We start from the raw sequence: 22,246 nt of genomic DNA, 5'->3' as shown, positions 1-22,246 counted from the left end.
CCCACCCTACGAGCCTATGCTTCCCCGAACACGCGCTTGAAGATCGTGTCGACGTGCTTGAGGTGATAGCCGAGGTCGAACTGCTCCTCGATCTCGGCGTCGGAGAGATATTTCTTCACCTCGGCGTCTTTCTTGAGGAGCTGGAGGAAATCGCCTTCGCCGCGCCAGACCGGCATGGCGTTGCGCTGCACCAGCTTGTAGGCGTCCTCGCGGCTCGCGCCTTTCTGCGTCAGCGCCAGCAGCACGCGCTGGGAGTGCACGAGACCGCCGAGACGGTCGAGGTTCTTCTGCATGTTGGCGGGATAGACCAGCAGCTTGTCGATCAGGCCGGCGAGACGCACCAGCGCGAAGTCGAGCGTTACGGTTGCGTCCGGACCCATCATGCGCTCGGCGGAGGAGTGCGAGATGTCGCGCTCGTGCCAGAGCACGACGTTTTCCAGCGCCGGCGTCACATAGGCGCGCACCATGCGGGAGAGGCCGGTGAGGTTTTCCGACAGCACCGGGTTGCGCTTATGCGGCATCGCGGACGAGCCCTTTTGTCCTTCGGAGAAGAACTCTTCGGCTTCCAGCACTTCGGTACGCTGCATGTGGCGGATCTCGACCGCGAGACGCTCGACGGAGGAGGCGATTACGCCAAGCGTGGAGAAATACATCGCGTGCCGGTCGCGCGGAATGACCTGAGTAGAGATCGGCTCGGGGACGAGACCCATGGCTTTCGCCACATGCTCTTCGACGCGCGGATCGATCTGCGCGAAGGTGCCGACGGCGCCGGAGATAGCGCAGGTCGCGACCTCTTTCCGCGCGGCGATCAGGCGTTCCCTGGCGCGCGAGAATTCGGCGTAGGCATAAGCGAGCTTGAGGCCGAAGGTGACCGGCTCAGCGTGGATGCCGTGGCTGCGGCCGATGGTCGGCGTCATCTTGTGCTCGAAAGCGCGCCTCTTCAGCGCTGCCAGCACTTTGTCGAGATCGGCTAGCAGCAGGTCGGCGGCGCGGGTGAGCTGCACGTTGAGGCAGGTGTCGAGCACGTCGGAGGACGTCATGCCCTGGTGCACGAAGCGTGCCTCGGGGCCGACGATCTCGGCAAGGTGGGTCAGGAAGGCGATGACGTCGTGCTTGGTCTCGCGCTCGATCTCGTCGATGCGGGCAACGTCGAAGGTGGCGTTCCCGGCTCTCGCCCAGACCGTCTTGGCGGCTTCCTTGGGGATGGTCCCGAGCTCGGCCAGCGCGTCGGCCGCATGCGCCTCGATCTCGAACCAGATCTTGAACCGGGTCTGCGGCTCCCAGATCGAGGCCATTTCGGGACGGGTATAGCGGGGGATCATCTGACGACTCCAAAGAGGTGGACGGGCAGCCGAGGTGGCGGCACCGGCCAAAATGCTTTTTACGCCGTGATTTAGCAGAGCAGGGAGGGCGAAACAAACGATCGGGGCCCCAGGGGAGCGGGGATCGCCAAGCTATCCACTGGACCAGCCAACCGGGACGACCACCGCAAGGGAGGCCGGTCGCAAATATTAGCTGTCGATCACGGATCATTGACTAACAGATATTGAAATCTGTCAGCGAGACGTGTATATCCGTTCTCGGACGCTCCGATTGGGCGTCCCGCGGCTCCCCCGGAAGTCCCGACGTCCGAAACAAATGCGGATCGAGGGACGAAATTGAAGAGAGGGGACCGCGGACGAATGGAGACTTAAGACAATGACGACCGAAATCATCAATTTGACCGGGACGATTGGGCACTGGCTCAATTTACTGGTGGCGCGCCAGATCGCGGCGCAGGCTGCAAAACTGCCTCATTAAGGCGAGAGCTTTCCGAAACGACCGGCACGGGCGCTTCGGAAGCAGCTCCATCGCCGGGTAACTGGGCCCTCAATGGGAACATGGTGCTGGCATGAACGAAGTCGTTATCTTGACGCCGGAGCGGATCCTCGAAGTCACCGAGGACGTCCTGCGGCGCTACGGACTTGCCAAGGCCACCGTGGTTGACGTGGCCCGTGCGCTCGATGTGAGCCACGGCAGCGTCTATCGTCATTTCCCGAGCAAGGCTTCGTTGCGCGAAGCCGTGGCCAAGCGCTGGCTGGACCGCATCGACGGACCGCTGCGCCAGATCGCCGAGGAGCAGGGCCCCGCGCCGGTGCGGCTCGACCGCTGGCTGCGCACGCTGTTCGCCGCCAAGCGTTCGCGCGTGCTCGACGACCCCGAGATGTTCGAGACCTATCTGACGCTAGCGCGCGAGGCCTGCGCAGCCGTCAGGTGTCACAAGGACACCATGATCGACCAGATCTCGGCGATCCTGTCCGACGGCGTGAAGCAGGGCGTGTTCGAGGTGAGCGACGTCAAGACCACCGCCCGCGCCATCTTCGATGCGACCGTCCGCTTCCACCATCCGGCCCATGCCGACGAATGGAAGGACGCCGATCTCCCCCCCCGCGTCGACGCGACGCTCGCCCTCGTGCTGCGCGGGTTGAAGGCCTAGACCGACACTCTCCCTTCAAACTTCAAAGCGCGTAATTGCCAATTCAGCCTTTCGCCTTGCGCGGAAGTGCGTCCTTGCGAAGGGAAGGCGAGCGGAGTGATTGTCTGCGCGCGTGAAAAGCTGCGTCGGACGGTGGGACAATCGGCGGGCTCTCCGGATATGCATTCACCGCGATTTCGACAGCGTCCTTTGACCGCTTCCGAAGGTGGTAGAATGTAAGCTCCTGATCGAGTGCGGGGCAGCGGAAGTGCACGACGGCCGTATCCGGCAAGCGGCAGAGTTCGTCGATGAGTTCGCCTACGGTGATGAGCGGAGGATCGACGATCGTTCGGTGCATAGCCTTACTCATGGCGCAACTCCTTCACTCTGCTGCTAACCACGGCGCGACGGTGTCGGTTCCATTTCGCTTGGCTACAGCGTCGGATAAAGATGCGAACTGCGCGCCGATGCGCTGGAGCGCGGATCCCAACCGCAAGCTGCGCGACCGCAATATGCCGAACGGGTCTTCGCGCCCGGCCAGTTTGCGATACGTCGCAAGGTCATCAATCGTCGGACCTTCCCCGCGTCTGGCATTCCCGCCCACACTCGTTCCAACCGAAATCGACGTGCCGAGGCCGGCATAGAGATAATGGTCGCCAAACGCTTTCTGGAGCGCGGCAAAAGTCGGCTCGCCGGTGCAATGTCCCGGTGCTACGGCGTCGACCTTGAACCTGTCCTTCAGAGCGGTAACGACTTTCGCGATGGCCTCGTCAGGCGCGACGACCAGATGAAATCCACCCGCGATGAGATGAATCCTGGGATTGATACCGGTCGCCGCCTCGACGATGCGCTCGATCCCCGGGTGCGAACAACCGACCAGAAGGACTACGCCGTCTGCCGTGTTGACGGCCAAAGACAGTTCCTTGAGTTCTTTTGTCCCGGGCGCGTCGGAGATCAGCGAAATAAGCGTGATACCAGGAGCAATCTCGGTCGTTTGATCGATCAGTTCGAAGTTTGCGTTGGCCCATGCCGAGCCGAACTTCATCACCGATGGGGCCTTGCCTCCATAGTACCGCATCTCCGGCGGCAAGGCCTCGTCTTTCCGGTAGAAGCCGGAAGGCAGCGAAGAGCCGTAGATCCCAAATCCTTCTTTTGGCGCGTAGATCTTCACGGACGGATTGACGCTTAGGACGTAGGACAATCCCGCCATATGATCGGAGTGGCGGTGCGAAAGAACGACAAAGTCAAGGTCCGAGAGATTGACACCCTTCGCCTTCACGTTTGCGGCGAAGATTTGGGGGTCGTTACCCGTATCGAACAAGATGCGTTTTCCCGCGATTTCGACAAGGGCGGAAAAACCCCAGTCCTTTGTCATCGCGTCATTTGTGCCGAAAGCGTCGTAAAGAATGGTGATCTGGTCTTTCGCCTCGGTTGCTGCGCTTTCGGTGGTTCCGATCGCGAAAACGCTGAAGCCGATCAATGCTGCAAGGAAACTGTCCCTGATGTTCATGGAAGCGTCTCCTGTTGTGGTGCAAAGCATGCAACGGAACGAGGACGGCTTCGAAAGAGTCGATCAAAGGGGCTCTCGTTGAATATCGGAGCCTGGCAGACATCCACCGGCGGCCTCGCGCCGGATGCCGTGCCTGCCATCGAACCTAACACAATCGGAGAGAGACCGCAGATCTTCATGAGGGCCGGTCGGGAACCATATATCCGCAGATGTGGGCGCTTTAAGCGTCCAGCCGCCAAGCTCTAGATCCTGGTCAGCCCACAACTCGCGGCCAGCCGCACGAGCTGCGCGTCGGTGCGCGCGCCGGTCTTGGTCTTGATCAGGTAATGATAGTTCTGCACCGTCTTCACGCTGAGATTGAGATGCGCCGCGATCTGCTCGGTGGTGGCGCCGCCGGCGAATTGGCGCAGGATCTCGATCTCGCGCTCACCCAGTTGATCCAGTGCCGAGCCCGCCGACAGGCTGTCCTCGGCCAAGATATGCGCGATGTCGTCGCTCATGGCGCGTTCGCCGCGCGCAACGCTGCGGATCGCGGTGACGACCGCGGAGGGCTCGCTGCTCTTGGTGACGAAGCCGCTGGCGCCGGCGCTGAAGGCGGCTTTCACCAGCACGGCCTCGTTGTGCATGGTGAAGACGAGGATGCGCGCCCGCGGGCTGCGCGCGCGGATGTTGCGGATCGCCTCCAGCCCGCTCGCCCCGGGCATCGAGATATCCAGCAAGACCACGTCGGGATCGTGCGCCTTGAAGGCGCCGTAGGCATCCGCGGCATTGTCGGCTTCCGCCACGACATTGAGATCGCCCTGGCTCTCCAGCACCCGCCTGTAGCCTTGCCGCACGATCGGATGGTCGTCGACCAGCAGCACGGAGATGCCTGTTGCGGCAACCTCGTTCATGTCGGCCTCACGCGGCGAGCGGAATAGTGGCGGCGACGCTGAGGCCGCGATTGGCGGGCAGGATCGACAATGATCCGCCGGCCGCAGCGACCCGCTCGCGGATGCCGGTGAGGCCGAAGCCGGCCGACAGCGCCACGCGCTCCGCATCGCCGCCGCCATCGTCCTCGACCCGGATCAGCAACGTGTCTTCGTCATCCGCGCGCCGCTCGATGCGCAAGGAGATCTCGCGCGCCGAGCTGTGGCGCAGGGCGTTGGTGAGGCATTCCTGCGCCACGCGATAGGCAGTGGTGGCGGCCGGGCCGCGGATGTCGGTGAGGTCGCCCTTGAGATCGAGCCGGATGATCGGCTGCGATGCACTTTGCGAGCGCCAGCTGTCCACCAAATTCACGAGGCTAGCCTCCAGCCCAAGCTCCTCGGGCAGGGGATTGCGCAGGCGTTTGAGCGCATCGCGAAGCGAGGCCATCAGATGATGGGTGGCCTGCGAGATCATGCGCGCGTCCTGCGCGATTCCGTTATCCTTGCTCTGCTTCGCGCTGGCGGTCTCGATTGTGTTGGCGAAGGCGAGGATGGCGGAGAGATTTTGGCCGAACTCGTCATGCAGCTCGCGGGCGAGCGCGCGGCGTTCGTCATCACGGATCTCGATCAGCCGCCTTGTCAACGCCGCGCGCTGTTCGGTGGCCTCCTCCAGCCGGTCGCCGAGCTCGTCGACCGCACTGCCGATCATCGTCAGCTCCATGGAGCGGAAGCGCGGCAGTTTCGTACGATATTGGCCCCGCGCCATGCGCTGGAGCGCGGTGACGATGGTGCGCGCCGGCGCCAGCGCGTGGGCGATGGCGAGCGACGCCAGGAGTGCGATCGCCGCCGCCATCAGAAGCGCGACATCGACCACGTTGAGGAGGTACTCCCAGGCCAGCGAGATGGCCGCTGCGGAATCCGGCGTCGCGACGATCGTTCCGGCAGCTGCCGCGCGGGGACTGACGGGCCTTACCACCTCGGCGTGGCTGCCGATGAAGATGGGTACTATTGCAGTGAACCAGCCCGGCGGCGTCCTGCCGATGCCCTGGCTCTGGCCGCAGAGCGGCCTTTCGAAGGCGATGGCCGGCTGGAACTCGACGCAGACGCCGGGGGAAATCAGCTTCATCGTCTCCAGCGTGCGCCATTCCGGAACCGGCAGGAGTTGCTCGCGCGTTCTGCTGCTGCGCAACAAGAACTCGTGCCAGTACAGCGCCTGAAGCGCCTGCGCGACCCGTTGCGCCGAGGCCGCAGTCGCCCGGTCGACGCTGCGATAGGCATCGAACATGGCCCAGACGGTCGCAGCACCGAGGCACAGCGCCACGATGACAAGCAGACGGGCGACAAGCTGAAGCACAAGGCGCATGCGATCACCCCCAACGTTTGGTACGGTCAGCCTAACAACGTCGCCGCGCCTTGCCAATTGCGGGGAACGGCAGGATCGCCGCTCGGGCAAATTTCCCAAGCCGGATTGGGCATGGCTCTTTGGACCGGGCGCGGCGGCTTTGATCTAATGGGCGGGGAATCGTTGCAGGCCGGGAGCAGTGCAGCATGAGTTCGATGACGATTGGGCCGATCGCGGGCCCTGCGACCGACCCGTCCGAGCGCAGCGCGCTCCTGTTCTGGATGATCTTCACCGGTCTTTCGATCTTCGCCGTCGTCCTGTTGTGGCGGTTCGGCCTGATCCATCTGATGCTGACCTCTGACCGGACCTACATTTCGAGCGTGATCGCGGCGCTCTATGTTCTCACCTGCGGTCACTGCTTCCTGCGGACCCGGACGATTGCCCGCGAGGGCGCGGCGGCGCGTCGCTGCCGCGCTGTGCTCTCGGCCCCCGGCGGCAGCAAGGCCCTCGATGCGAGCGCGACGGCACTGCCGCGCGGGCTGGTGCGGGATCACATCGAGAGCCTGGTGACGAAGGCCACGGCGCAGGACTACCGGCGGGTCGACCAGACGCTGCTGCTGCGAACGCTGGCAGACCGTCTGCGTGGCTCGAACGGCTTCGGCGCCTTTGTCTCCGACACGCTGATGAAGCTCGGCCTGCTCGGCACGATCGTCGGCTTCATCATCATGCTGGCGCCGATTGCGGGTCTCGATGCCGCCGACAAGGTCGCGATGCGTTCCTCGATGGGGCTGATGAGCGACGGCATGGCGGTTGCGATGTACACGACGCTGGCGGGCCTCGTCGGCTCGATCCTGGTCCGCATCCAGTATTACATGCTGGATGCCGCAACCCAGCGGGTGTTCTCGGATGCCGTGGTGCTGACCGAGACCTACGTCACGCCGGTGCTGGAGCGCAAGGGTTCTGGAATGCCCTCATGATGGACGATTTCGGTCTCTATCCGCGCGAGGAGCCTTTCGATCCCTTGGGCGTGATGCTGTTCAAGGCGCTCCAGGTGGTCGCCTTCCTGTTCTTTCTCGCGTTGCTCGCGGTATCGCCCGATGCCAAGGAGGGCAAGATCGACTCCAAGGCGGAGTTCATGATCACGCTGGACTGGCCGGACAGTCACCCCGACGATCTCGACCTGTTCGTGCAGGACCCCGCCGGCAATATCGCCTGGTATCGCCACCGCGAGGCCGGCTTCCTCACGCTCGACCGCGACGACCGCGGCGGGGCCAACGACTTCATCATGGTCAACGGAAAGAAGATCGCTTCGCCCATTCGCGAGGAGATCGTCACGGTGCGCGGCATTGTTGCCGGCGAATACACCGTCAACGTCTCGCATTTTCAGGCCACGACAAACGAGCCCGTCTCGGCCAATGTGAAGGTGCAGAAGCTCAATCCGACCGCGCAGGTGGTGTTCGACAACAAGCTGACGCTCAATCGCACCGGCGACGAAAAGACCGCGGTACGGTTCCGGCTCGATGCCGAGGGCAAGGTCGTCAATGTCGACCAGCGGCCGAAATCGCTCCTGGAGACGTTTCGCAATGTGCGTGCGAATGGTGCCGATCTCGATCCCAAGACCGGCGTGAGGATGCGCCGTGAGTGATCTGCAATTGGTCATTTTTACGCTGTCGGTCGCCTACGCCGTGATCGGCGCGCTGCTGCTGGTCGTGCTGGTCTATGCACGCCTGCACTGGTCGCTGAAGGCGATCGCGGTGGTCGTGACCAGCGTGTTCTACGTTGTCAGCTTCGGCGGCATGCGCGGGCTGCTCGGCTGGGCCAGCACGGAGAAGCTGCCGGCTTCGTTCAAGTTGCTCCAGGCCCGCATCGTCGAGCCGCATTCGCTGGAAGGCGATCCCGGCTCGATCTATTTATGGGTCGAGGCGCTGGATGAGGACAATCGCCCGAGCGGCATCCCCCGGGCCTTTCGCGTGCCCTACGACGACCGGATGGCCGACAAGACCCATGCGGCGCAGAACGAGATCGCGGCGGGGCATCTGCAAGGCGGGCGCGCCGCCGATTTCGGCGGCGGCGAGGGCAGCCTGATCGACATGGTCCGGGAATATGTGACGCCCAAGACCATCATGGAGACCAGCGGCGGCGATTCATCGACGGGTGAGTTCAGTGCTCCGCCGGCCGGCGCACAAGGCGCCGTGTTCACGCCGCTGCCGCCGCCCAGGATGCCGCCGAAAGACGAGCAATAGGCTCTTCACCATCACGGCAGAGCCGCGCTGGAAAACCGCGCCGCGCTGGCGCATCCTGTTGACCTCCCTCAATTTGGCCTTATCGGCTTTCGATAACAACTGAGGGTGGAGGGTGCGTGCTTCTCGCTGTGTTCTCGGATATCCACGGCAACCGGCAGGCGTTCGAGGCCTGCCTGAAGGTTGCCCGCGCGAAGGGCGCGGAGCGGTTCGCCCTGCTCGGCGATTTCGTCGGCTATGGCGCCGATCCGGAATGGGTCGTGGACACCGCGATGGGTCTGGTCCAGGAGGGCGCCATCGCCGTCCGCGGCAATCATGACGAGGCGGTCAACACCACGACCGAGGCCATGAATGCGGAGGCGCAAGTCGCGATCGAATGGACGCGCAGGCGGCTCGACGTCGCGCAGCGGCGGTTCCTCGCCGAGCTGCCGATGCTGGTGGAGGACACCGATCGCTTGTTCGTGCATTCGGAAGCCTCCAGCCCCCAGCGCTGGTATTATGTCCGTTCGACGGCGGATGCGGCCAAGAGCCTGATATCGACGCCCGCCCATGTCACCTTCTGCGGTCACATCCATCGCCCGGCCCTCTATTCCATGTCGGTGACGGCGAAGATGACCGGCCTCGTGCCCAAGACCGACGTTTCTGTGCCGCTTTTGCGCGGGCGGCAATGGCTTGCCGTGCTCGGCTCGGTCGGCCAGCCTCGCGACGGCGATCCATCCGCAGCCTTCGTGCTGTTCGACACGGTGTCGTGCCAGATCACCTATTGCCGCGCACCTTATGACGTCGAGACTGCGGCCAACCGGATTCGCGAGAACGGCCTGCCGCATTGGCTCGCCGACCGGCTGTCGCAGGGACGCTGACGACGATGCCGCAACCCCTGGTCAAATCAGGCGCCGAGATCGACGGCTACACCATTGGTGAGTGCGTCCATGCCGGCGGCATGGCGACGCTGTGGACCGTCACCCATCCCGGGATCGACGTGCCGCTGCTGATGAAGATCCCGCGGGTGTCGGAGGGCGAGGACCCTGCCGCGATCGTCTCCTTCGAGATGGAGATGATGATCCTGCCGCGGCTCGCCGGGCCGCACGTGCCCTCATGTTTTGGCACCGGCGATTTCGCGCATCAGGCCTACGTCGTGGTCGAGCGCATCGTCGGGGCCACGCTCTACAAGCGGCTGCCGGACCTGCCGCTGCCTTATGACGAGGCGCGGCAGCTGGTTGCGAAGATCGCGACCGCGCTTGCCGATTTGCATCGGCAGAACGTCATCCATCATGACGTCAAGCCGAGCAGCATCATGTTCCGCGACTCTGGCGAGGCGGTGCTGATCGACTACGGCCTGTCACACCACAACCATTTGCCGGATCTGTTGCAGGAGGAGTTCCGCCTGCCTTACGGCACCGCGCCCTATATGGCGCCCGAGCGGCTGCTGGGTGTGCGCGACGATCCGCGCAGCGATCTGTTTTCGCTGGGCGTGCTGCTCTATTTCTTCACCACCGGCGAGCGGCCGTTCGGCGAGGGCGAGACGCTGCGCGCGATGCGTCGTCGGCTGTGGCGCGATCCGCATCCGCCGCGCGGCTTGCGCGCCGACTATCCGCGTTGGCTCCAGGAGGTGGTGCTGCGATGTCTCGAGATCGAGCCGGTATGGCGCTATCCGACCGCGTCCCAGCTCGCCTTCGATCTTGCCCATCCGGACCAGGTCAAGCTCACCGCGCGTTCGGAACGGCTGAAGCGCGATCCGCTCAGCGTCGCCTGGCGCCGTCGCTTCAACCAGGGCGTCATGACGCCACGCGCAAAATCGGACGTCGCCGCGCAAATCGCCTCCAGCCCGATCCTCGCGGTCGCGCTCGATACGGTGGAAGGCGCGCCGGAGCTGAACGAGGCGCTGCGCGTGACGACAGAGCGCATTCTCGCTACGCTGCCTTCGGCGCGGCTCGCCTGTCTCAACGTGCTGAAGCTGAACCGCATCGCGATCGACCGGACGCTGGACGAGCAGGGCTCCAACAAGCATATCGACCGGTTGGTGGCGCTCCGCCACTGGGCCATGCCGCTCAAGCTGGATGAAAGCCGGTTGTCGGCCCACGTGCTGGAAGCCGTCGATCCCGCTGCGGCGATCCTGGAGTTTTGCGAGGTCAACCACGTCGACCACGTCATCATCGGCGCGCGGCAGGGCTCGTTCCGCCGCACGCTGCTCGGCAGCGTCTCCGCCAAAGTGGCCTCGGAAGCGGCCTGCACCGTCACTATGGTGCGGCCGCCGCGGATGGCCGGGGATGCGGATGAGGAGGCCGGATAGGGCCGCGCCCTGGATCTTGGAAGGGATCAGGCCGCGTGGGCGGCGTGGATGGCGCGCTTGCGGCGGATCGGCCAGCAGAATTGCGGGCCGGGCTCGCCGTGGTCCGCGCTGCCGCCGAAATACTGGATGATCTCGCGGCAGGGCTCGCAATTGAACAGGTTACGCGACGCGGATGCCTTGGTCATTTCCTTCAGGCAGTTCGGGCAGTGCGGTTTCATCAGCTTCAGTCCGGAAAAAAGAATTCAATGCCGGCGCGGTGACCGGAGCGGGTGATCCAGGTCCGCCGTCTCGGGCCCGGTGTCGTCGCGCATCTCGCCTTCGGTGCGTTGGAGCCGACCGAAGAAATAGTCGAGGTCAGGATGCGGGCGCCGCGGGATGCGGCATCTGCGCTTCGGCTGACGCTTCACGAGTGCGATCTGCATCGGCTCAGGCCCGAACCCAGTCGCGACGGACGATACGGGCCGAACGTGCCGGGACCTTCACCGGTCCGGCAGATGGGCCAAACACAACAAACGCACAAAAACCAAGCCACAACGCCACGCCAGTCCAGACCAGGGTCGTCGTCATGATGTGCTCCCGCGAAAACAGGCAAGAATCACTAGCGGTGATTTGCGCGAATCAGGGAAGCCCGGAGGAGTACGGATCAAAGTTGCAATTTTAGGCATTGCGCGTCGCAACACCCGTAAGATCCGCAGCTTTTCAGCACATGTGTTGCGGTTCAGATCGCTTCGCCGCGTGCACCTGCGGCGGCGTTGCGGATCGCGGCGATGTTGGTCTTGTACGCTTCCTGCGTGCCGCCCCTGAACACCGAGGTGCCGGCGACGAAGGCGTTGGCGCCCGCCGCGGCCAAGGGACCCGCGACGTCCGCACCGACGCCGCCATCGACCTCGATGTCGATCGGACGGCCTGCCGTCATCGCGCGGATGTCGCGGATCTTGCCGATCGCGGAGGAGATGAAGGCCTGGCCGCCGAAGCCCGGATTGACTGACATCACCAGCACGAGGTCGACAAGATCGAGGACGTATTCGAGCGCGCTGATCGGCGTGCCCGGGTTGAGCGAGACGCCGGCTTTCTTGCCGAGCGCGCGGATCGCCTGGAGCGAGCGGTGCAGATGCGGACCGGCTTCCGCATGCACGGTGATGTGGTCACAGCCGGCTTTGGCGAAGGCCTCGAGGTAGGGGTCGCAGGGCGAGATCATCAGATGCGCGTCGAATATCTTCCTGGTGTGCGGGCGCATCGCCTTGATGATGTCGGGGCCGTAGGAGATGTTGGGAACGAAGTGACCGTCCATCACGTCGAGGTGGATCCAGTCGGCGCCGGCAGCGTCCACCGCGCGCACCTCCTCGCCGAGCTTGGAGAAATCCGAGGCCAGGATCGAGGGCGCGATTGCCAGGGGGCGGGGGGCGAAGGCTTGAGTCATGGCGCGGTTTCCCGTGGCGGCCGTAAATGATGGACCTCGCCTAACATGGGCCTCTACGCCGGGCAATGCAGGGGCGGCGTGCTTCCTGTGGGCGGAAATTTCTGCCGTCTGCGGCATGAATTGCCGATGTTCCCTTGCCGCGCCAAGCGCGGCGAAGGCGGAATTCATTGAGCTTTTCGCGCTGGCACGACGCTTGCTGACTTATCCGAGGAACATTCGCCGCGGCATGCCGCATCGGTTGGAGTTGTGCAATGTTGTTCGCCCTCGGTGCCGTAGGCAGTGCGCTCGACGCGCTACAGTCGCTGACGGACTCGAAATCGTCATCGGCAACGCAGAAGGCCGGGTCGACGCAGAAGACCGGGTCTTCGCAAGCCGCGACCAACGCGTTCGCGGTCGACAACCCGGCCAGCATCGTGACGTCGCTGGTCGCGTCAAGCAAAGGTCCACAGCTCGCGCCGGAGACGATGAGCGCATTGCTCGCCATGCAAGGCCTGTCGTCGGGCAGCGCGAGCAGCGCCACCAACTCGGCGTCATCGAGCTCGACATTGGCCTCGGCATCAAAATCCACGAGCCGGCAGGACGCACTGAAGGATATGTTCTCGCAGATCGATGCAGATGGCGACGGCAACATCACCAAATCCGAATTCGAGAACGGGCTGGGGGCTGGTGGTACCAACCTCGCGCAGGCCGACGACGTCTTCTCGAAGATGGATACGAATTCCGACGGCAGCGTCAGTCTGGATGAGATGTCGAAGGCGCTGAAGAGCAGCCATCACGGGCACCAACAGGCACAAGCTGCTGGCGATGCGTCCGGCAGCGGCTCGGATTCCTCGTCACAATCGAGCGGCGGCTCGACCTCGACCACGACGACCGGCGCCGACGGCTCGACCACCACCACTGTCACCTTTGCCGACGGCTTCAAGATGGCGACGACGGTCCCGGGCGCCTCCAACTCGTCAAATGCGAACGGCGGCGGCAATTCGCCTTATGACTGGTTCGGGCAGATGATGCAGCGCCAGGCGCAGGCCTCGGCGGGATCCGCGGCTTCATCGATGTCGATGAGCGTGTGAGCCGTATCCCCGGTTAACCGACATGCGCGCGAGTGATGTCGCGATAGGCATAACGATCACGGATTTCGTGATTGAAGAACGTGCCCTTTGAATACGCATTCCCGAACGCGGCGGCGACCTCGGGCGGAACGTCCTCGTAGATATACAGGCGTCCGCTGACGAAAGTCACCTTCAGCTCGCGCGTGTCGGGCGCATAGCGGAAGAAGCGGATCACGGAAGACGGCATGGCGGTGCACCTTGGAGCGCCAGGATAACGCCGTATCCACCGTTTCGTTTCTAGCCGAACCGGTCCTTCCACGCCGGCAGCGTGCCGGGGAACGGCAACGCCGTCGCATTGTAGACGCCGCGTGCGATCGCGCGCGCGACCACGTTGGCGGCGACCGTGCCGAGTTCGGTGAGGCCGACCAGCGGCTCGATCGGCTTCTCGCAGGTCGCGGCAGCGAACAGCACGTCGCCGTCAGTCGGGGCATGCACCGGATAAATGGCGCGGGCAAATCCTGTGTGCGCAATCATCGCAAGCCGCTTGGCCTGCGCCTTGGTCAGCGTGGCATCGGTGACGACAAGGCCGATCGTGGTGTTTTCACGTGCGCTCGCGGCGGGACCGCCCTTGATGCGCATCGCCAGCATGTCCGGCGTGAACTGTGGCGGCAGGCCGCGCCCGCCGAACTCGCCGTTCTCCTCGAACGGCGCCGCCCAGAACCACGGTCCCTCGCCGACGGTTGCGCTGCCGACTGCGTTGACGACCATGATGGCGGCGACCTTGATGCCGTTGGCCAGGACTGCTGAGGCCGAGCCGAGTCCGCCCTTGAAGGTCGCGGTGGTGGCCCCGAGGCCGGCGCCGACGCTGCCCAGCGCAAAATCGTCGCCTGCGGCCAATGCTGCGGCATAACCGAGATCGCGATAGGGCGCGAAGCGCCCCCAGGCCTTGTCGCCGCCGTTGAGCAGGTCGAACACGATCGCGCCCGGCACGATCGGGATCACCGCTTCGCGAATCCGCAAGCCGCGGCCCTGTTCGGCAAGCCAGGCCTGGATGCCGCCGCCGGCCTCGATTCCAAAGGCGGAGCCGCCGGACAGCGCAATCGCATCGATGCGATCGATCGTGCTGGCAAGATCGAGCAACGCGTCCTCGCGCGTGCCGGGGCCGCCGCCGCGCACGTCGATCGCCGCGACCGCCGGGGAATCGAAGATGATCGCCGTCGCGCCGGAGGCGACTGTCGCATCCTCGGCGTGGCCGACGCGGACGCCGGCGATATCGGTAAGCAGATTTTTCAAGGCCGGCACTCCATGCGCTACTGCCGTCAGCGATAGCGCACGGACACGGCCGGCTCAACTCGCCAGCGCCGTCCTGAGCATCTTGGCGAGCTCGGATTTGCGGTAGGGCTTGGCCAGCAGCAGCACGCCGGAATCGAGCCGGCCGTGATGGACGATGGCATTCTCGGTGTAGCCCGAGGTGAACAGCGTCTTCAGGTCGGGACGCCGCCGCGCCGCCTCGTCCGCGAGCTGGCGGCCGTTCATGTGGCCCGGCATGATGATGTCGGTGAAGAGCAGGTCGATGCCCTTGTCGGCATCGATGATGGTGAGGGCTTCGGCCGCGTTGGCGGCCTCGAGCGCGGCATAGCCGAGGCTCTTGATCTGGGTCACCACATATTGCCGCACCAACGCGTCATCCTCGACGATCAGGATCTTCTCGTCGCCGCCAGTGATGGGCACATTCTGGAGTGCCTCAAACTCGGTCTCCTGCACGCCGCTCGAGCGCGGCAGGTAGATCTTCACGCTCGTGCCGTGGCCTTCCTCGCTGTAGATCTTGATGTGGCCGCCGGACTGCTTGACGAAGCCGAACACCATGCTGAGCCCGAGCCCGGTGCCCTTGCCGACCTCCTTGGTGGTGAAGAACGGGTCGAACACCCGCTCGAGCAGGTTCGGCGGAATGCCGGTGCCGGTGTCGCTGACCGCGATCATCACATAATTGCCGGCGACGACGTCGGGGTTCATGCTGGCATAGCCGTCATCGAGAAAGATGTTGCGGGTCTCCAGCACCAGGGTGCCGCCATCCGGCATGGCGTCGCGCGCGTTCAGCGCCAGGTTGAGGATCGCGGTGGAGAGCTGGCCGGGGTCGACCAGCGCCGGCCAGGCATCCTCGGTGAGCTGCGGCATGATGGTGATCTGCTCGCCGAGGGTCGGGTGCAGCAGCTTGGCGGCCTCGAGCGCCAGCGCATTGATGTCGATCTCGCGCGGCTGGAGCGGCTGCTTGCGGGCAAAGGCGAGCAGGTGCTTGGTCAGTTGCGCGCCGCGCTCGGCGGCGTCGTCGATCAGCTTGGTGATCGCGGCGAGCTCGGGGCGGTCGGCCACCGCATCCGCGAGGATGCCGATCGTGCCGGTGATGACCGTCAGTACGTTGTTGAAATCGTGGGCGACGCCGCCGGTCAGCTGGCCGATGGAGTCCATTTTCTGGACCTGCCTGAGCTGGGCTTCTGCGGCCTGTTTCTCGGTGAGGTCACGGCCGATGAAGAAATGGCGCTTCACCGGCTCCGACCAGGTGCCCATCCAGTTCAGCGTCACCTCGTGACCATCGTAGTGGTAGTAGCGCGCCTCGAAGCTGCGCTTGACCGCGCCGCGCCGTGCCGCGCGCATCTCGCTCCGCGTCTTGTCGAGATCGTCGGGATGAATGAACTCGGTGGCGCTGTGCCCGATCATGTCCTCCGGCTTGTACCCGAGAATGTCCTTCACGCTCGGGCTGATCTGGATGAAATTGCCATAACCGTCCGTCACGAGAATCAGGTCCTGCGAGGTCTCGAAGATGCGCTGGCGCTCCTCGATCTCGCGGTTGAGAGCGGATTCTGCCCGCTTCCGCTCGGTGACGTCACGAGCTACCTTGGAAGCGCCGATGATCTTGCCGTCGGTCGATCGCAGCGGGACCTGGCTCAGCACGACGTCGATCGGTTGACCGCTCTTGTGCAGCCGTACGGCCTCGTGCTGATCGATGACCTCGCCGTTGCGGGTGCGGGCCAGCATTTCGATGATTTCCTCGCGCTGCGCCTCGGGCATGATGATATCGATCTGGCAGCCGATCGCCTCGTCGGCGGAGTAGCCGAAGACGCGCTCGGCCGCATTGTTCCAGGACGTGATCGTGCCGTCGAGCGACTTCGTGATGATGGCGTCGTTGGAGGACTCGACGACGGCGCTGAACAGCCGCTCGCGCTCGGCATAATAGTTTCTCTCCGAACTCGACTGCCGCTGTAGCGCGCCGACCATGCCTGCCGTGTTCGCCTGGAGACGCACGTTCTCGATGAGCAGCACCGCGAGCACGAAGCTCGAGGCACAGAGGCCGTAGAGCCGGCCGGCATAGAAGCCGAGGTCGAAACGCGCGACGTTGACGATTGCCGACAGCGCGATGTCAAACAGCCAGGCGCACATCGTGACCATGAGCCAGACGTCGATCACCGTGTGCGGCTTGCGAAACCACAGCGTGACCAGCGCCGCGAAGCTCAGGGACCACACGAACGACACCACGGCGATCATGGTGGTGGTGTAGTGGCCGTCCTTGAGCAGGACCGGCAGCAGTCCGTGCTGCGCAGTCACCAGCCAGGCGAACACGGTCACCGCAACAAGCACCCCGACGATGGAAAGTGCGATTGCGGGCGCCGTCGAGCCCGCAATCCTGTTGCCGCCGTTGCCGTCCTTCAGCCACGCATAGGCCAGCACGAACAGCGGGAAACCGCCGTGCCAGATCATGTAGAGCCAGACGGTGGTCTGCGAACCTGCACCGAACAATCCTGCCGGGGCGAACAGCCCGGGGAAGGTGAGGGCGTGGGTCACCGCGGCGCCCGCCGTGAACAGATAGCCGATCGACAGCAGCAGTAACGCGCGGCTGCGCAGTACGGCGAACTGCGACAGCAGCAAAACGGCGGTGATGATGTCGCTGACCGCGAGCGCCGACTGGTAGCTCGCCACGAAGGCCGGTACCCGTACGAGCGGCACGCCCGCAAACGGTACGGCCAGCGCGAACAGGATCGCGGAGATGCCGACGATGGCCAATGCCGCCGTGCGATCGCTCCGCGTAGCCGGCAAGGTCGACAGGAATGTGCTTCGGTCGTTGGGTGCTAGCACGTCGATCTCTCGTAAGCCGGCATGATGACCTCGCACGTCGATCTCTTTCAGGCCAGATAGCCGCTACCTTCATGGTAGCCGGCTGCGGGTGCGCATCCTGACAGAAAGCGCTTGCGACTCAACCGAGGGTTACAGCTTACTTAATTTGGAGGGGGATTCGGAACAGGTAAGTGGTAAGGGGTGCTTTACCGGGACGGACTCATACTGTCTTGCCGCTCTTTTGCGGTGAATTGAACGCATTAACGATGTGAATCCGGGAGTTGTTCCCATGCTCCGTGTCCTCGTTGTCGATGACCAGAAGGACGTCCGCGCCATGGTCGCGATCGTGCTTCGGGTCAACCATTATGACGTGGTCGAGGCCGAGGGCGGTGCAGCGGGCCTGAAGGCCTTCGGCGGGGGCGCTTTCGATGCTGCGATTGTCGACATTTTCCTGGCCGATACCAGCGGCGTCGACGTCATGGCGGCCATTCGTGAGCGAGTTCCCGGATTTCCGATCGTCGCGGTCTCCGGCATGACCGCGCTGGATTTTATGGGCGAGGCGCCTGGTCTGGCCGATGTGGTGTGTCTGCAAAAACCATTTCGGCCGAACGATCTCCTGCAAGCGCTCCGGAAAGCCCAGGCTGCGGCCGGCGGCGAGCTCTCCGCAGCCGTCTGACCGTACGGCAAAAGGAAACGCCCCGGCGAACCGGGGCGTTGGGATCAATCTGGTCAGAAGGTCAGGCATCCTGCCTCAAGTGCCGTTGCCTTTGATCTCGGTGTAGCCGCCCTTGGCGTCCCATTTGTAGACGACATAGTCGAGCTGCTTGATGTCGCCCTTGGCGTCATACTCGATCGGGCCGATCACGGTGTCCCACTTGCCGGCCTTGATCGCCGCCATGACCTTCTTGGCGTCGGTGGTGCTGGCCTTCTTCGCCGCCTGCGACCAGACCTGCATCGCCGCGTAGGTGTAGAGCGTATAGCCCTCGGGGTCGATGTTCTTGGCCTTGAAGGCGTCGACGATCTTCTTCGCGGTCGGTTTGTCGCGCGGATCGGGGCCGAAGGTGAACAGTGTGCCTTCGCCGGCCGGGCCGGTGATGGAGGCGTACTCCTTGTCGGCGAGCGCATCGCCCGCCATCAGGATCGTCTTGAGGCCCTGGTCACGCATCTGGCGCAGGATCAGACCGCTCTCCTGATGGTAGCCGCCGACATAGACGAGGTCGATATTGTCGCGCTTCAGGCGCGAGACGATCGCGTTGAAGTCCTTGTCGCCCTTGTTGTAGGACTCGTACATCTTCTCGGTGATGCCGGCCTTGTTGAGCGCCTTCTTGGTTTCATCGGCGAGACCCTTGCCGTAGGTGGTCTTGTCGTTGAGGATCGCGATGTTCTTGCCCTTGAAGTTCTTGGCGATGTACTGCGCCGCGACCAGGCCCTGCTGGTCGTCGCGGCCGCAGACGCGGGCCACGTTCCACAGCCCGCTATCGGTGAACTTCGGATTGGTCGAGGCCGGCGTGATCTGGAGCACGTTGCCGTCGGCATAGGCTTCGGAGGCGGGGATCGACGACGACGAGCAATAGTGCCCGGCGACGAATGGGATCTTCGCACTCGCAATCTTCTCGGCAATCGAGCGCGCCTGTTTCGGATCGCAGGCGTCGTCCTCGACGGCGAGCGCGAGCTTTTTGCCGTTGACGCCGCCGGCTGCGTTGATGTCAGCCACGGCCATCTCGGCGCCGTTCTTCATCTGGCGGCCGAAGGCGGACTCGCCGCCAGTCATCGGGCCTGCGACTGCGACGGTGACATCCTGCGCGAACGCCGCGCTCGACAGCGCGATCGACGCGCCGAATGCCAGACCGATGAGCTTCAGTGATTTCATGTGATACCTCGCGGGTGGTCGCCTGTGGAAGTTTCCGGGTACGCCCGGTCCAAACCGGCGCCATTCTTGAATGAATCTCAGGAGAAGTCACCGGCAAAATACGGGCATTGGCAGAGATATCTCGCCACATTCGGCCGCACGTGCTCCGCCATCGGGCAGCCTCAGCCGTGCCGGCCGCCTTCCAGGTAGGCGGCGCGAATCTCGGGGCGCTGCAACAACTCGGCGCCGGTGCCGGCCAGCGTGATCAGGCCGTTGACCATGACGTAGCCGCGATGGGCGAGCTTCAGCGCATGGTTGGCGTTCTGCTCGACGATCAGCACGGTCAGGCCGTCCTGCCGGTTCAGGGTGCGGATCGCGTCGAAAATCTGGCGCGCGATCAGCGGCGCCAGCCCGAGCGAGGGCTCGTCGAGCAGAAGCAGGCGGGGGCGGCCCATCAGGGCGCGGCCGATCGCCAGCATCTGCTGCTCGCCGCCGGACAGCGTTCCGCCGCGTTGGGCGTAGCGCTCTTTCAGGCGCGGAAACAGCGTGAACACGCGTTCCAGCATGGCCTCGCGTTCCGCATCCGTGCATCCGGTGGCGTCTGCCCCCATCTGGAGGTTTTCCGCCACGCTCATGCGGGGGAAGATGCGGCGGCCTTCCGGCGATTGGGCGATGCGCAGATGCGCGATCTCATGGGTGGGAACGTCGGTGATGTCGCGGCCTTCGTACAGGATGTGGCCGGAGCGGGCGCGCGGCTTGCCGAAGATCGTCATCATCAGCGTCGACTTGCCGGCGCCGTTGGCGCCGATCAGGGCCACGATCTCGCCGGCATTGATCTCGAGGTCGACGCCCTTCAGCGCCTCGATCTTGCCATAGGCGGCACGCAGGCCGCTGATCGCGAGCAGGGGAGCGGGCGACGTCACGATCCGCTCTCCATTACGGCCGCGGCCTCTTCCTCGTCGGTGCCGAGATAGGCCGCAATCACCTTGGGATCGTTGCGGACCTCGCGCGGCGAGCCTTCGGCGATCTTGACGCCATGGTCCATCACCACGATCTGGTCGGAGATCTCCATCACGACCGACATGTCGTGCTCGATCAGCAGGATCGAGGTGCCGAGTTCGTTGCGGATCGAGAGCAGGAGCTCGCTCAAGGCGGCGCTCTCGCGCGCGTTGAGACCCGCGGCGGGTTCGTCCAGGCACAGTAGCGCTGGCTCGGTGCACATCGCACGGGCGATCTCGAGCCGGCGCTGGTCGCCATAGGCGAAATTGCCGGCCGCGTCGTCGGCGCGATCGAGCAGATTGACCCGCTTGAGCCAGTCGGTGGCGAGATCGATCGCGTGCTTTTCGGCCTCCCGGTAAACGGGGGCGCCGACGAGGCCGAGAAACGTGAAGCCGGAGGCGCGCATCAGCGCGTTGTGCTGCGCCACCATCAGATTTTCCAGCGCGGTCATGCCGGGGAACAGGCGGATGTTCTGGAAGGTGCGCGCCACCTTGGCCTGCTTGGCGATGCGGAAATCGTTGAGCCGCTCCAGCGCGATCACCTTGCCGTCGTCATGGGTGAGGCGAATGGCGCCGCCGCTCGGCTTGTAGAAGCCGGTGATGCAGTTGAACACGGTGGTCTTGCCGGCGCCGTTCGGGCCGATCAACGCGGTGATCTTTTTTCGCTCGGCGGCGAAGGAGAGGTCCTGAACGGCAACGATGCCGCCGAAGCGCATGGTCAGCCTGTCGACGTCGAGAATCTTGTCGCCGCTCATCCGTGCCCTTCCTTGACGAGATCGGAGGAGATCGCCTGCGCCTTGGTCAGATACACGGTCGGGGCGCGATGGCCGATCAGGCCGCGCGGCCGCCAGATCATGATCAGCACCATGGCCATGCCGAACACCAGCATGCGGTAGGTCTCGAGGCTGCGGAACAGCTCGAAGCCGCCGATCATGGCGAGCGCCGCGAGCGCGACGCCGAGCTGAGAGCCCATGCCGCCGAGCACGACGATGGCGAGCACCAGCGCCGATTCCTGGAAGGTGAAGGATTCCGGACTGATGAAGCCCTGGCGGGTGGCGAAGAATGCGCCGGCAAAGCCGCCGAACATGGCGCCGGTCGCGAACGCCGTGAGTTTTGTCGTCGTGGTGTTGATGCCGAGCGCGCGGCAGGCGACCTCGTCCTCGCGCAAGGCTTCCCAAGCGCGGCCGATCGGCAGGCGACGCAGCCGAATCGTCACCCAGTTGGTGAGCAGCGCGAGCGCCAGGATCAGGTAGAACAGGAAGACGATGCGGTGGGTCGGTGAATATTCGATGCCGAGCCTGGCGGCGAACCCGTTGTCGCTGTTGTCCAGCGGGATGCCGAAGAAGGAGGGACGGGGAATGCTGGAGACGCCGTTGGGGCCGCCGGTCAGATCCTGCCAGTTGATGATGACGAGGCGGATGATCTCGCCGAAAGCGAGCGTCACGATGGCGAGATAGTCGCCGCGCAGGCGGAGCACCGGGAAGCCGAGCAGCACGCCCCAGAACGCGGCGAGGATGCCCGCCAGCGGCAGACAGACCCAGAACGACCAGCCGAAATTGGTGGCCAGCAGCGCGTAGGAATAGGCGCCGACCGCATAGAAGGCGACGTAGCCGAGATCGAGCAGGCCGGCGAGCCCGACCACCACGTTGAGGCCCCAGCCAAGCATCACGTAGGTGAGGACCAGGATCGCGAGGTCGAGGATATAGCGCTGGTCATAGAAGATGACCGGCACCAGCAGCGTAAAGATCAGGAGTGCGGGTGCGAGGTAGCGGCCGACGAACGACATTCCGCTCTGCACCGCCGCCGGCACCAGCTTCTCGGCGCCAGTCGAACCGATCCATTGCCTGAGCAGCTCGATCACGATCGAGCCGCCGAACACGGCGGCGACGAGGGAGGCGACCTCGCCGAAGCGTGTCCAATAGGTGAGCTGTCCGTCGGAACCTGCTTCGGTGCGGATACCGACCATCAGCGAGAACAGCACCAGCGCGATCAGGGCGTTGACGAAAGCCGTCTTCAAGAGAGCGCGGATGCCCGTTGCAGGCTTGGTCGTATTGGTCGAGGGAGTGTTCACGCGCGCG

The 22,246-nt window shown here is 64.4% G+C and carries 21 protein-coding genes; 8 read left to right on the top strand and 13 right to left on the bottom strand.

Annotated elements, in window-relative coordinates; translation table 11 throughout:
* Positions 1–14 precede the first annotated feature (14 nt).
* The gene (gene purB, locus IVA80_RS30405; protein WP_247438393.1) at positions 15–1,322 is read right to left on the bottom strand and encodes an adenylosuccinate lyase; all 1,308 of its coding nucleotides are present in this window, start codon (positions 1,320–1,322) and stop codon (positions 15–17) included.
* 569 nt (positions 1,323–1,891) lie between these two features.
* Here purB and IVA80_RS30400 point away from each other — a divergent pair.
* Entirely contained in the window at positions 1,892–2,476 is a 585-nt protein-coding gene (locus IVA80_RS30400) for a TetR family transcriptional regulator (protein ID WP_247438392.1), read from the top strand.
* Between the two features lie 361 nt (positions 2,477–2,837).
* Here IVA80_RS30400 and IVA80_RS30395 read toward each other — a convergent pair whose 3' ends face one another.
* From IVA80_RS30395 to IVA80_RS30385, 3 genes are all read right to left on the bottom strand, one after another.
* Positions 2,838–3,965 carry an MBL fold metallo-hydrolase gene (locus IVA80_RS30395; protein ID WP_247438390.1) on the bottom strand — a complete coding sequence of 376 codons (1,128 nt, stop codon included), beginning with the start codon at positions 3,963–3,965 and terminating at the stop codon, positions 2,838–2,840.
* A gap of 242 nt (positions 3,966–4,207) precedes the next feature.
* Entirely contained in the window at positions 4,208–4,858 is a 651-nt protein-coding gene (locus tag IVA80_RS30390) for a response regulator transcription factor (protein ID WP_247438388.1), read from the bottom strand.
* Positions 4,859–4,865: 7 nt separating this feature from the next.
* The gene (locus IVA80_RS30385) at positions 4,866–6,236 is read right to left on the bottom strand and encodes a histidine kinase (RefSeq protein WP_247438386.1); all 1,371 of its coding nucleotides are present in this window, start codon (positions 6,234–6,236) and stop codon (positions 4,866–4,868) included.
* Between the two features lie 185 nt (positions 6,237–6,421).
* On the opposite strand from IVA80_RS30385, the gene IVA80_RS30380 reads away from it, so the two are divergent.
* The 5 genes from IVA80_RS30380 to IVA80_RS30360 all read left to right on the top strand — a co-directional run bounded on the left by IVA80_RS30380 (position 6,422) and on the right by IVA80_RS30360 (position 10,745).
* Positions 6,422–7,192, top strand: coding sequence for a MotA/TolQ/ExbB proton channel family protein (locus IVA80_RS30380; protein ID WP_247438384.1), 771 nt, complete (start codon positions 6,422–6,424; stop codon positions 7,190–7,192).
* Positions 7,189–7,860, top strand: coding sequence for a hypothetical protein (locus tag IVA80_RS30375; RefSeq protein WP_247438382.1), 672 nt, complete (start codon positions 7,189–7,191; stop codon positions 7,858–7,860). The genes IVA80_RS30380 and IVA80_RS30375 overlap by 4 nt, the downstream gene beginning before the upstream one ends.
* Positions 7,853–8,458, top strand: coding sequence for a hypothetical protein (locus IVA80_RS30370; protein ID WP_247438381.1), 606 nt, complete (start codon positions 7,853–7,855; stop codon positions 8,456–8,458). The genes IVA80_RS30375 and IVA80_RS30370 overlap by 8 nt, the downstream gene beginning before the upstream one ends.
* A 116-nt stretch (positions 8,459–8,574) precedes the next feature.
* Positions 8,575–9,315 (top strand): metallophosphoesterase family protein, encoded by a 741-nt coding sequence (locus IVA80_RS30365; protein ID WP_247438379.1) that lies wholly within the window; start codon positions 8,575–8,577, stop codon positions 9,313–9,315.
* A gap of 5 nt (positions 9,316–9,320) precedes the next feature.
* Entirely contained in the window at positions 9,321–10,745 is a 1,425-nt protein-coding gene (locus tag IVA80_RS30360) for a bifunctional serine/threonine-protein kinase/universal stress protein (RefSeq protein WP_247438377.1), read from the top strand.
* Between the two features lie 26 nt (positions 10,746–10,771).
* Here IVA80_RS30360 and IVA80_RS30355 read toward each other — a convergent pair whose 3' ends face one another.
* Complete coding sequence (locus IVA80_RS30355) at positions 10,772–10,963, bottom strand: hypothetical protein (RefSeq protein WP_247438375.1); 192 nt, start codon at positions 10,961–10,963, stop codon at positions 10,772–10,774.
* A 500-nt stretch (positions 10,964–11,463) separates the two neighbouring features.
* Positions 11,464–12,165, bottom strand: coding sequence for a ribulose-phosphate 3-epimerase (gene rpe, locus IVA80_RS30350; protein WP_247438374.1), 702 nt, complete (start codon positions 12,163–12,165; stop codon positions 11,464–11,466).
* A gap of 251 nt (positions 12,166–12,416) precedes the next feature.
* Here rpe and IVA80_RS30345 point away from each other — a divergent pair, with 251 nt between their 5' ends.
* A complete protein-coding gene (locus IVA80_RS30345; RefSeq protein ID WP_247438373.1) occupies positions 12,417–13,235 on the top strand; it encodes an EF-hand domain-containing protein in 819 nt (272 codons plus the stop codon).
* Positions 13,236–13,248: 13 nt separating this feature from the next.
* On the opposite strand, the gene IVA80_RS30340 is transcribed toward IVA80_RS30345, so the two are convergent.
* From IVA80_RS30340 to IVA80_RS30330, 3 genes are read right to left on the bottom strand one after another with little or no spacing between them, the layout of a single operon-like run.
* Positions 13,249–13,461 carry a KTSC domain-containing protein gene (locus tag IVA80_RS30340; protein ID WP_247438372.1) on the bottom strand — a complete coding sequence of 71 codons (213 nt, stop codon included), beginning with the start codon at positions 13,459–13,461 and terminating at the stop codon, positions 13,249–13,251.
* Between the two features lie 50 nt (positions 13,462–13,511).
* The gene (locus IVA80_RS30335) at positions 13,512–14,507 is read right to left on the bottom strand and encodes a P1 family peptidase (RefSeq protein ID WP_247438371.1); all 996 of its coding nucleotides are present in this window, start codon (positions 14,505–14,507) and stop codon (positions 13,512–13,514) included.
* Between the two features lie 54 nt (positions 14,508–14,561).
* Positions 14,562–17,342 (bottom strand): PAS domain S-box protein, encoded by a 2,781-nt coding sequence (locus IVA80_RS30330; RefSeq protein WP_247438370.1) that lies wholly within the window; start codon positions 17,340–17,342, stop codon positions 14,562–14,564.
* Positions 17,343–17,610: 268 nt separating this feature from the next.
* Between IVA80_RS30330 and IVA80_RS30325 the strand changes: the two genes are divergently transcribed.
* Complete coding sequence (locus tag IVA80_RS30325) at positions 17,611–17,997, top strand: response regulator (protein WP_247438369.1); 387 nt, start codon at positions 17,611–17,613, stop codon at positions 17,995–17,997.
* A 75-nt stretch (positions 17,998–18,072) separates the two neighbouring features.
* On the opposite strand, the gene IVA80_RS30320 is transcribed toward IVA80_RS30325, so the two are convergent.
* The 4 genes from IVA80_RS30320 to livM all read right to left on the bottom strand — a co-directional run bounded on the left by IVA80_RS30320 (position 18,073) and on the right by livM (position 22,239).
* The gene (locus IVA80_RS30320) at positions 18,073–19,191 is read right to left on the bottom strand and encodes a branched-chain amino acid ABC transporter substrate-binding protein (RefSeq protein WP_247438368.1); all 1,119 of its coding nucleotides are present in this window, start codon (positions 19,189–19,191) and stop codon (positions 18,073–18,075) included.
* Positions 19,192–19,352: 161 nt separating this feature from the next.
* A complete protein-coding gene (locus tag IVA80_RS30315) occupies positions 19,353–20,093 on the bottom strand; it encodes an ABC transporter ATP-binding protein (protein ID WP_247438367.1) in 741 nt (246 codons plus the stop codon).
* Positions 20,090–20,923 carry an ATP-binding cassette domain-containing protein gene (locus IVA80_RS30310; protein WP_247438365.1) on the bottom strand — a complete coding sequence of 278 codons (834 nt, stop codon included), beginning with the start codon at positions 20,921–20,923 and terminating at the stop codon, positions 20,090–20,092. The genes IVA80_RS30315 and IVA80_RS30310 overlap by 4 nt, the downstream gene beginning before the upstream one ends.
* A complete protein-coding gene (gene livM / locus IVA80_RS30305; protein WP_247438363.1) occupies positions 20,920–22,239 on the bottom strand; it encodes a high-affinity branched-chain amino acid ABC transporter permease LivM in 1,320 nt (439 codons plus the stop codon). Before livM ends, IVA80_RS30310 begins: the two co-directional genes overlap by 4 nt.
* Between the last annotated feature and the right edge of the window lie 7 nt (positions 22,240–22,246).

This window comes from Bradyrhizobium sp. 139, from assembly GCF_023074175.1.
Lineage (GTDB): Bacteria > Pseudomonadota > Alphaproteobacteria > Rhizobiales > Xanthobacteraceae > Bradyrhizobium.
The sequence above is the reverse complement of the archived record's forward strand: the minus strand, read 5'-3'. Positions and strand labels throughout refer to the sequence as shown.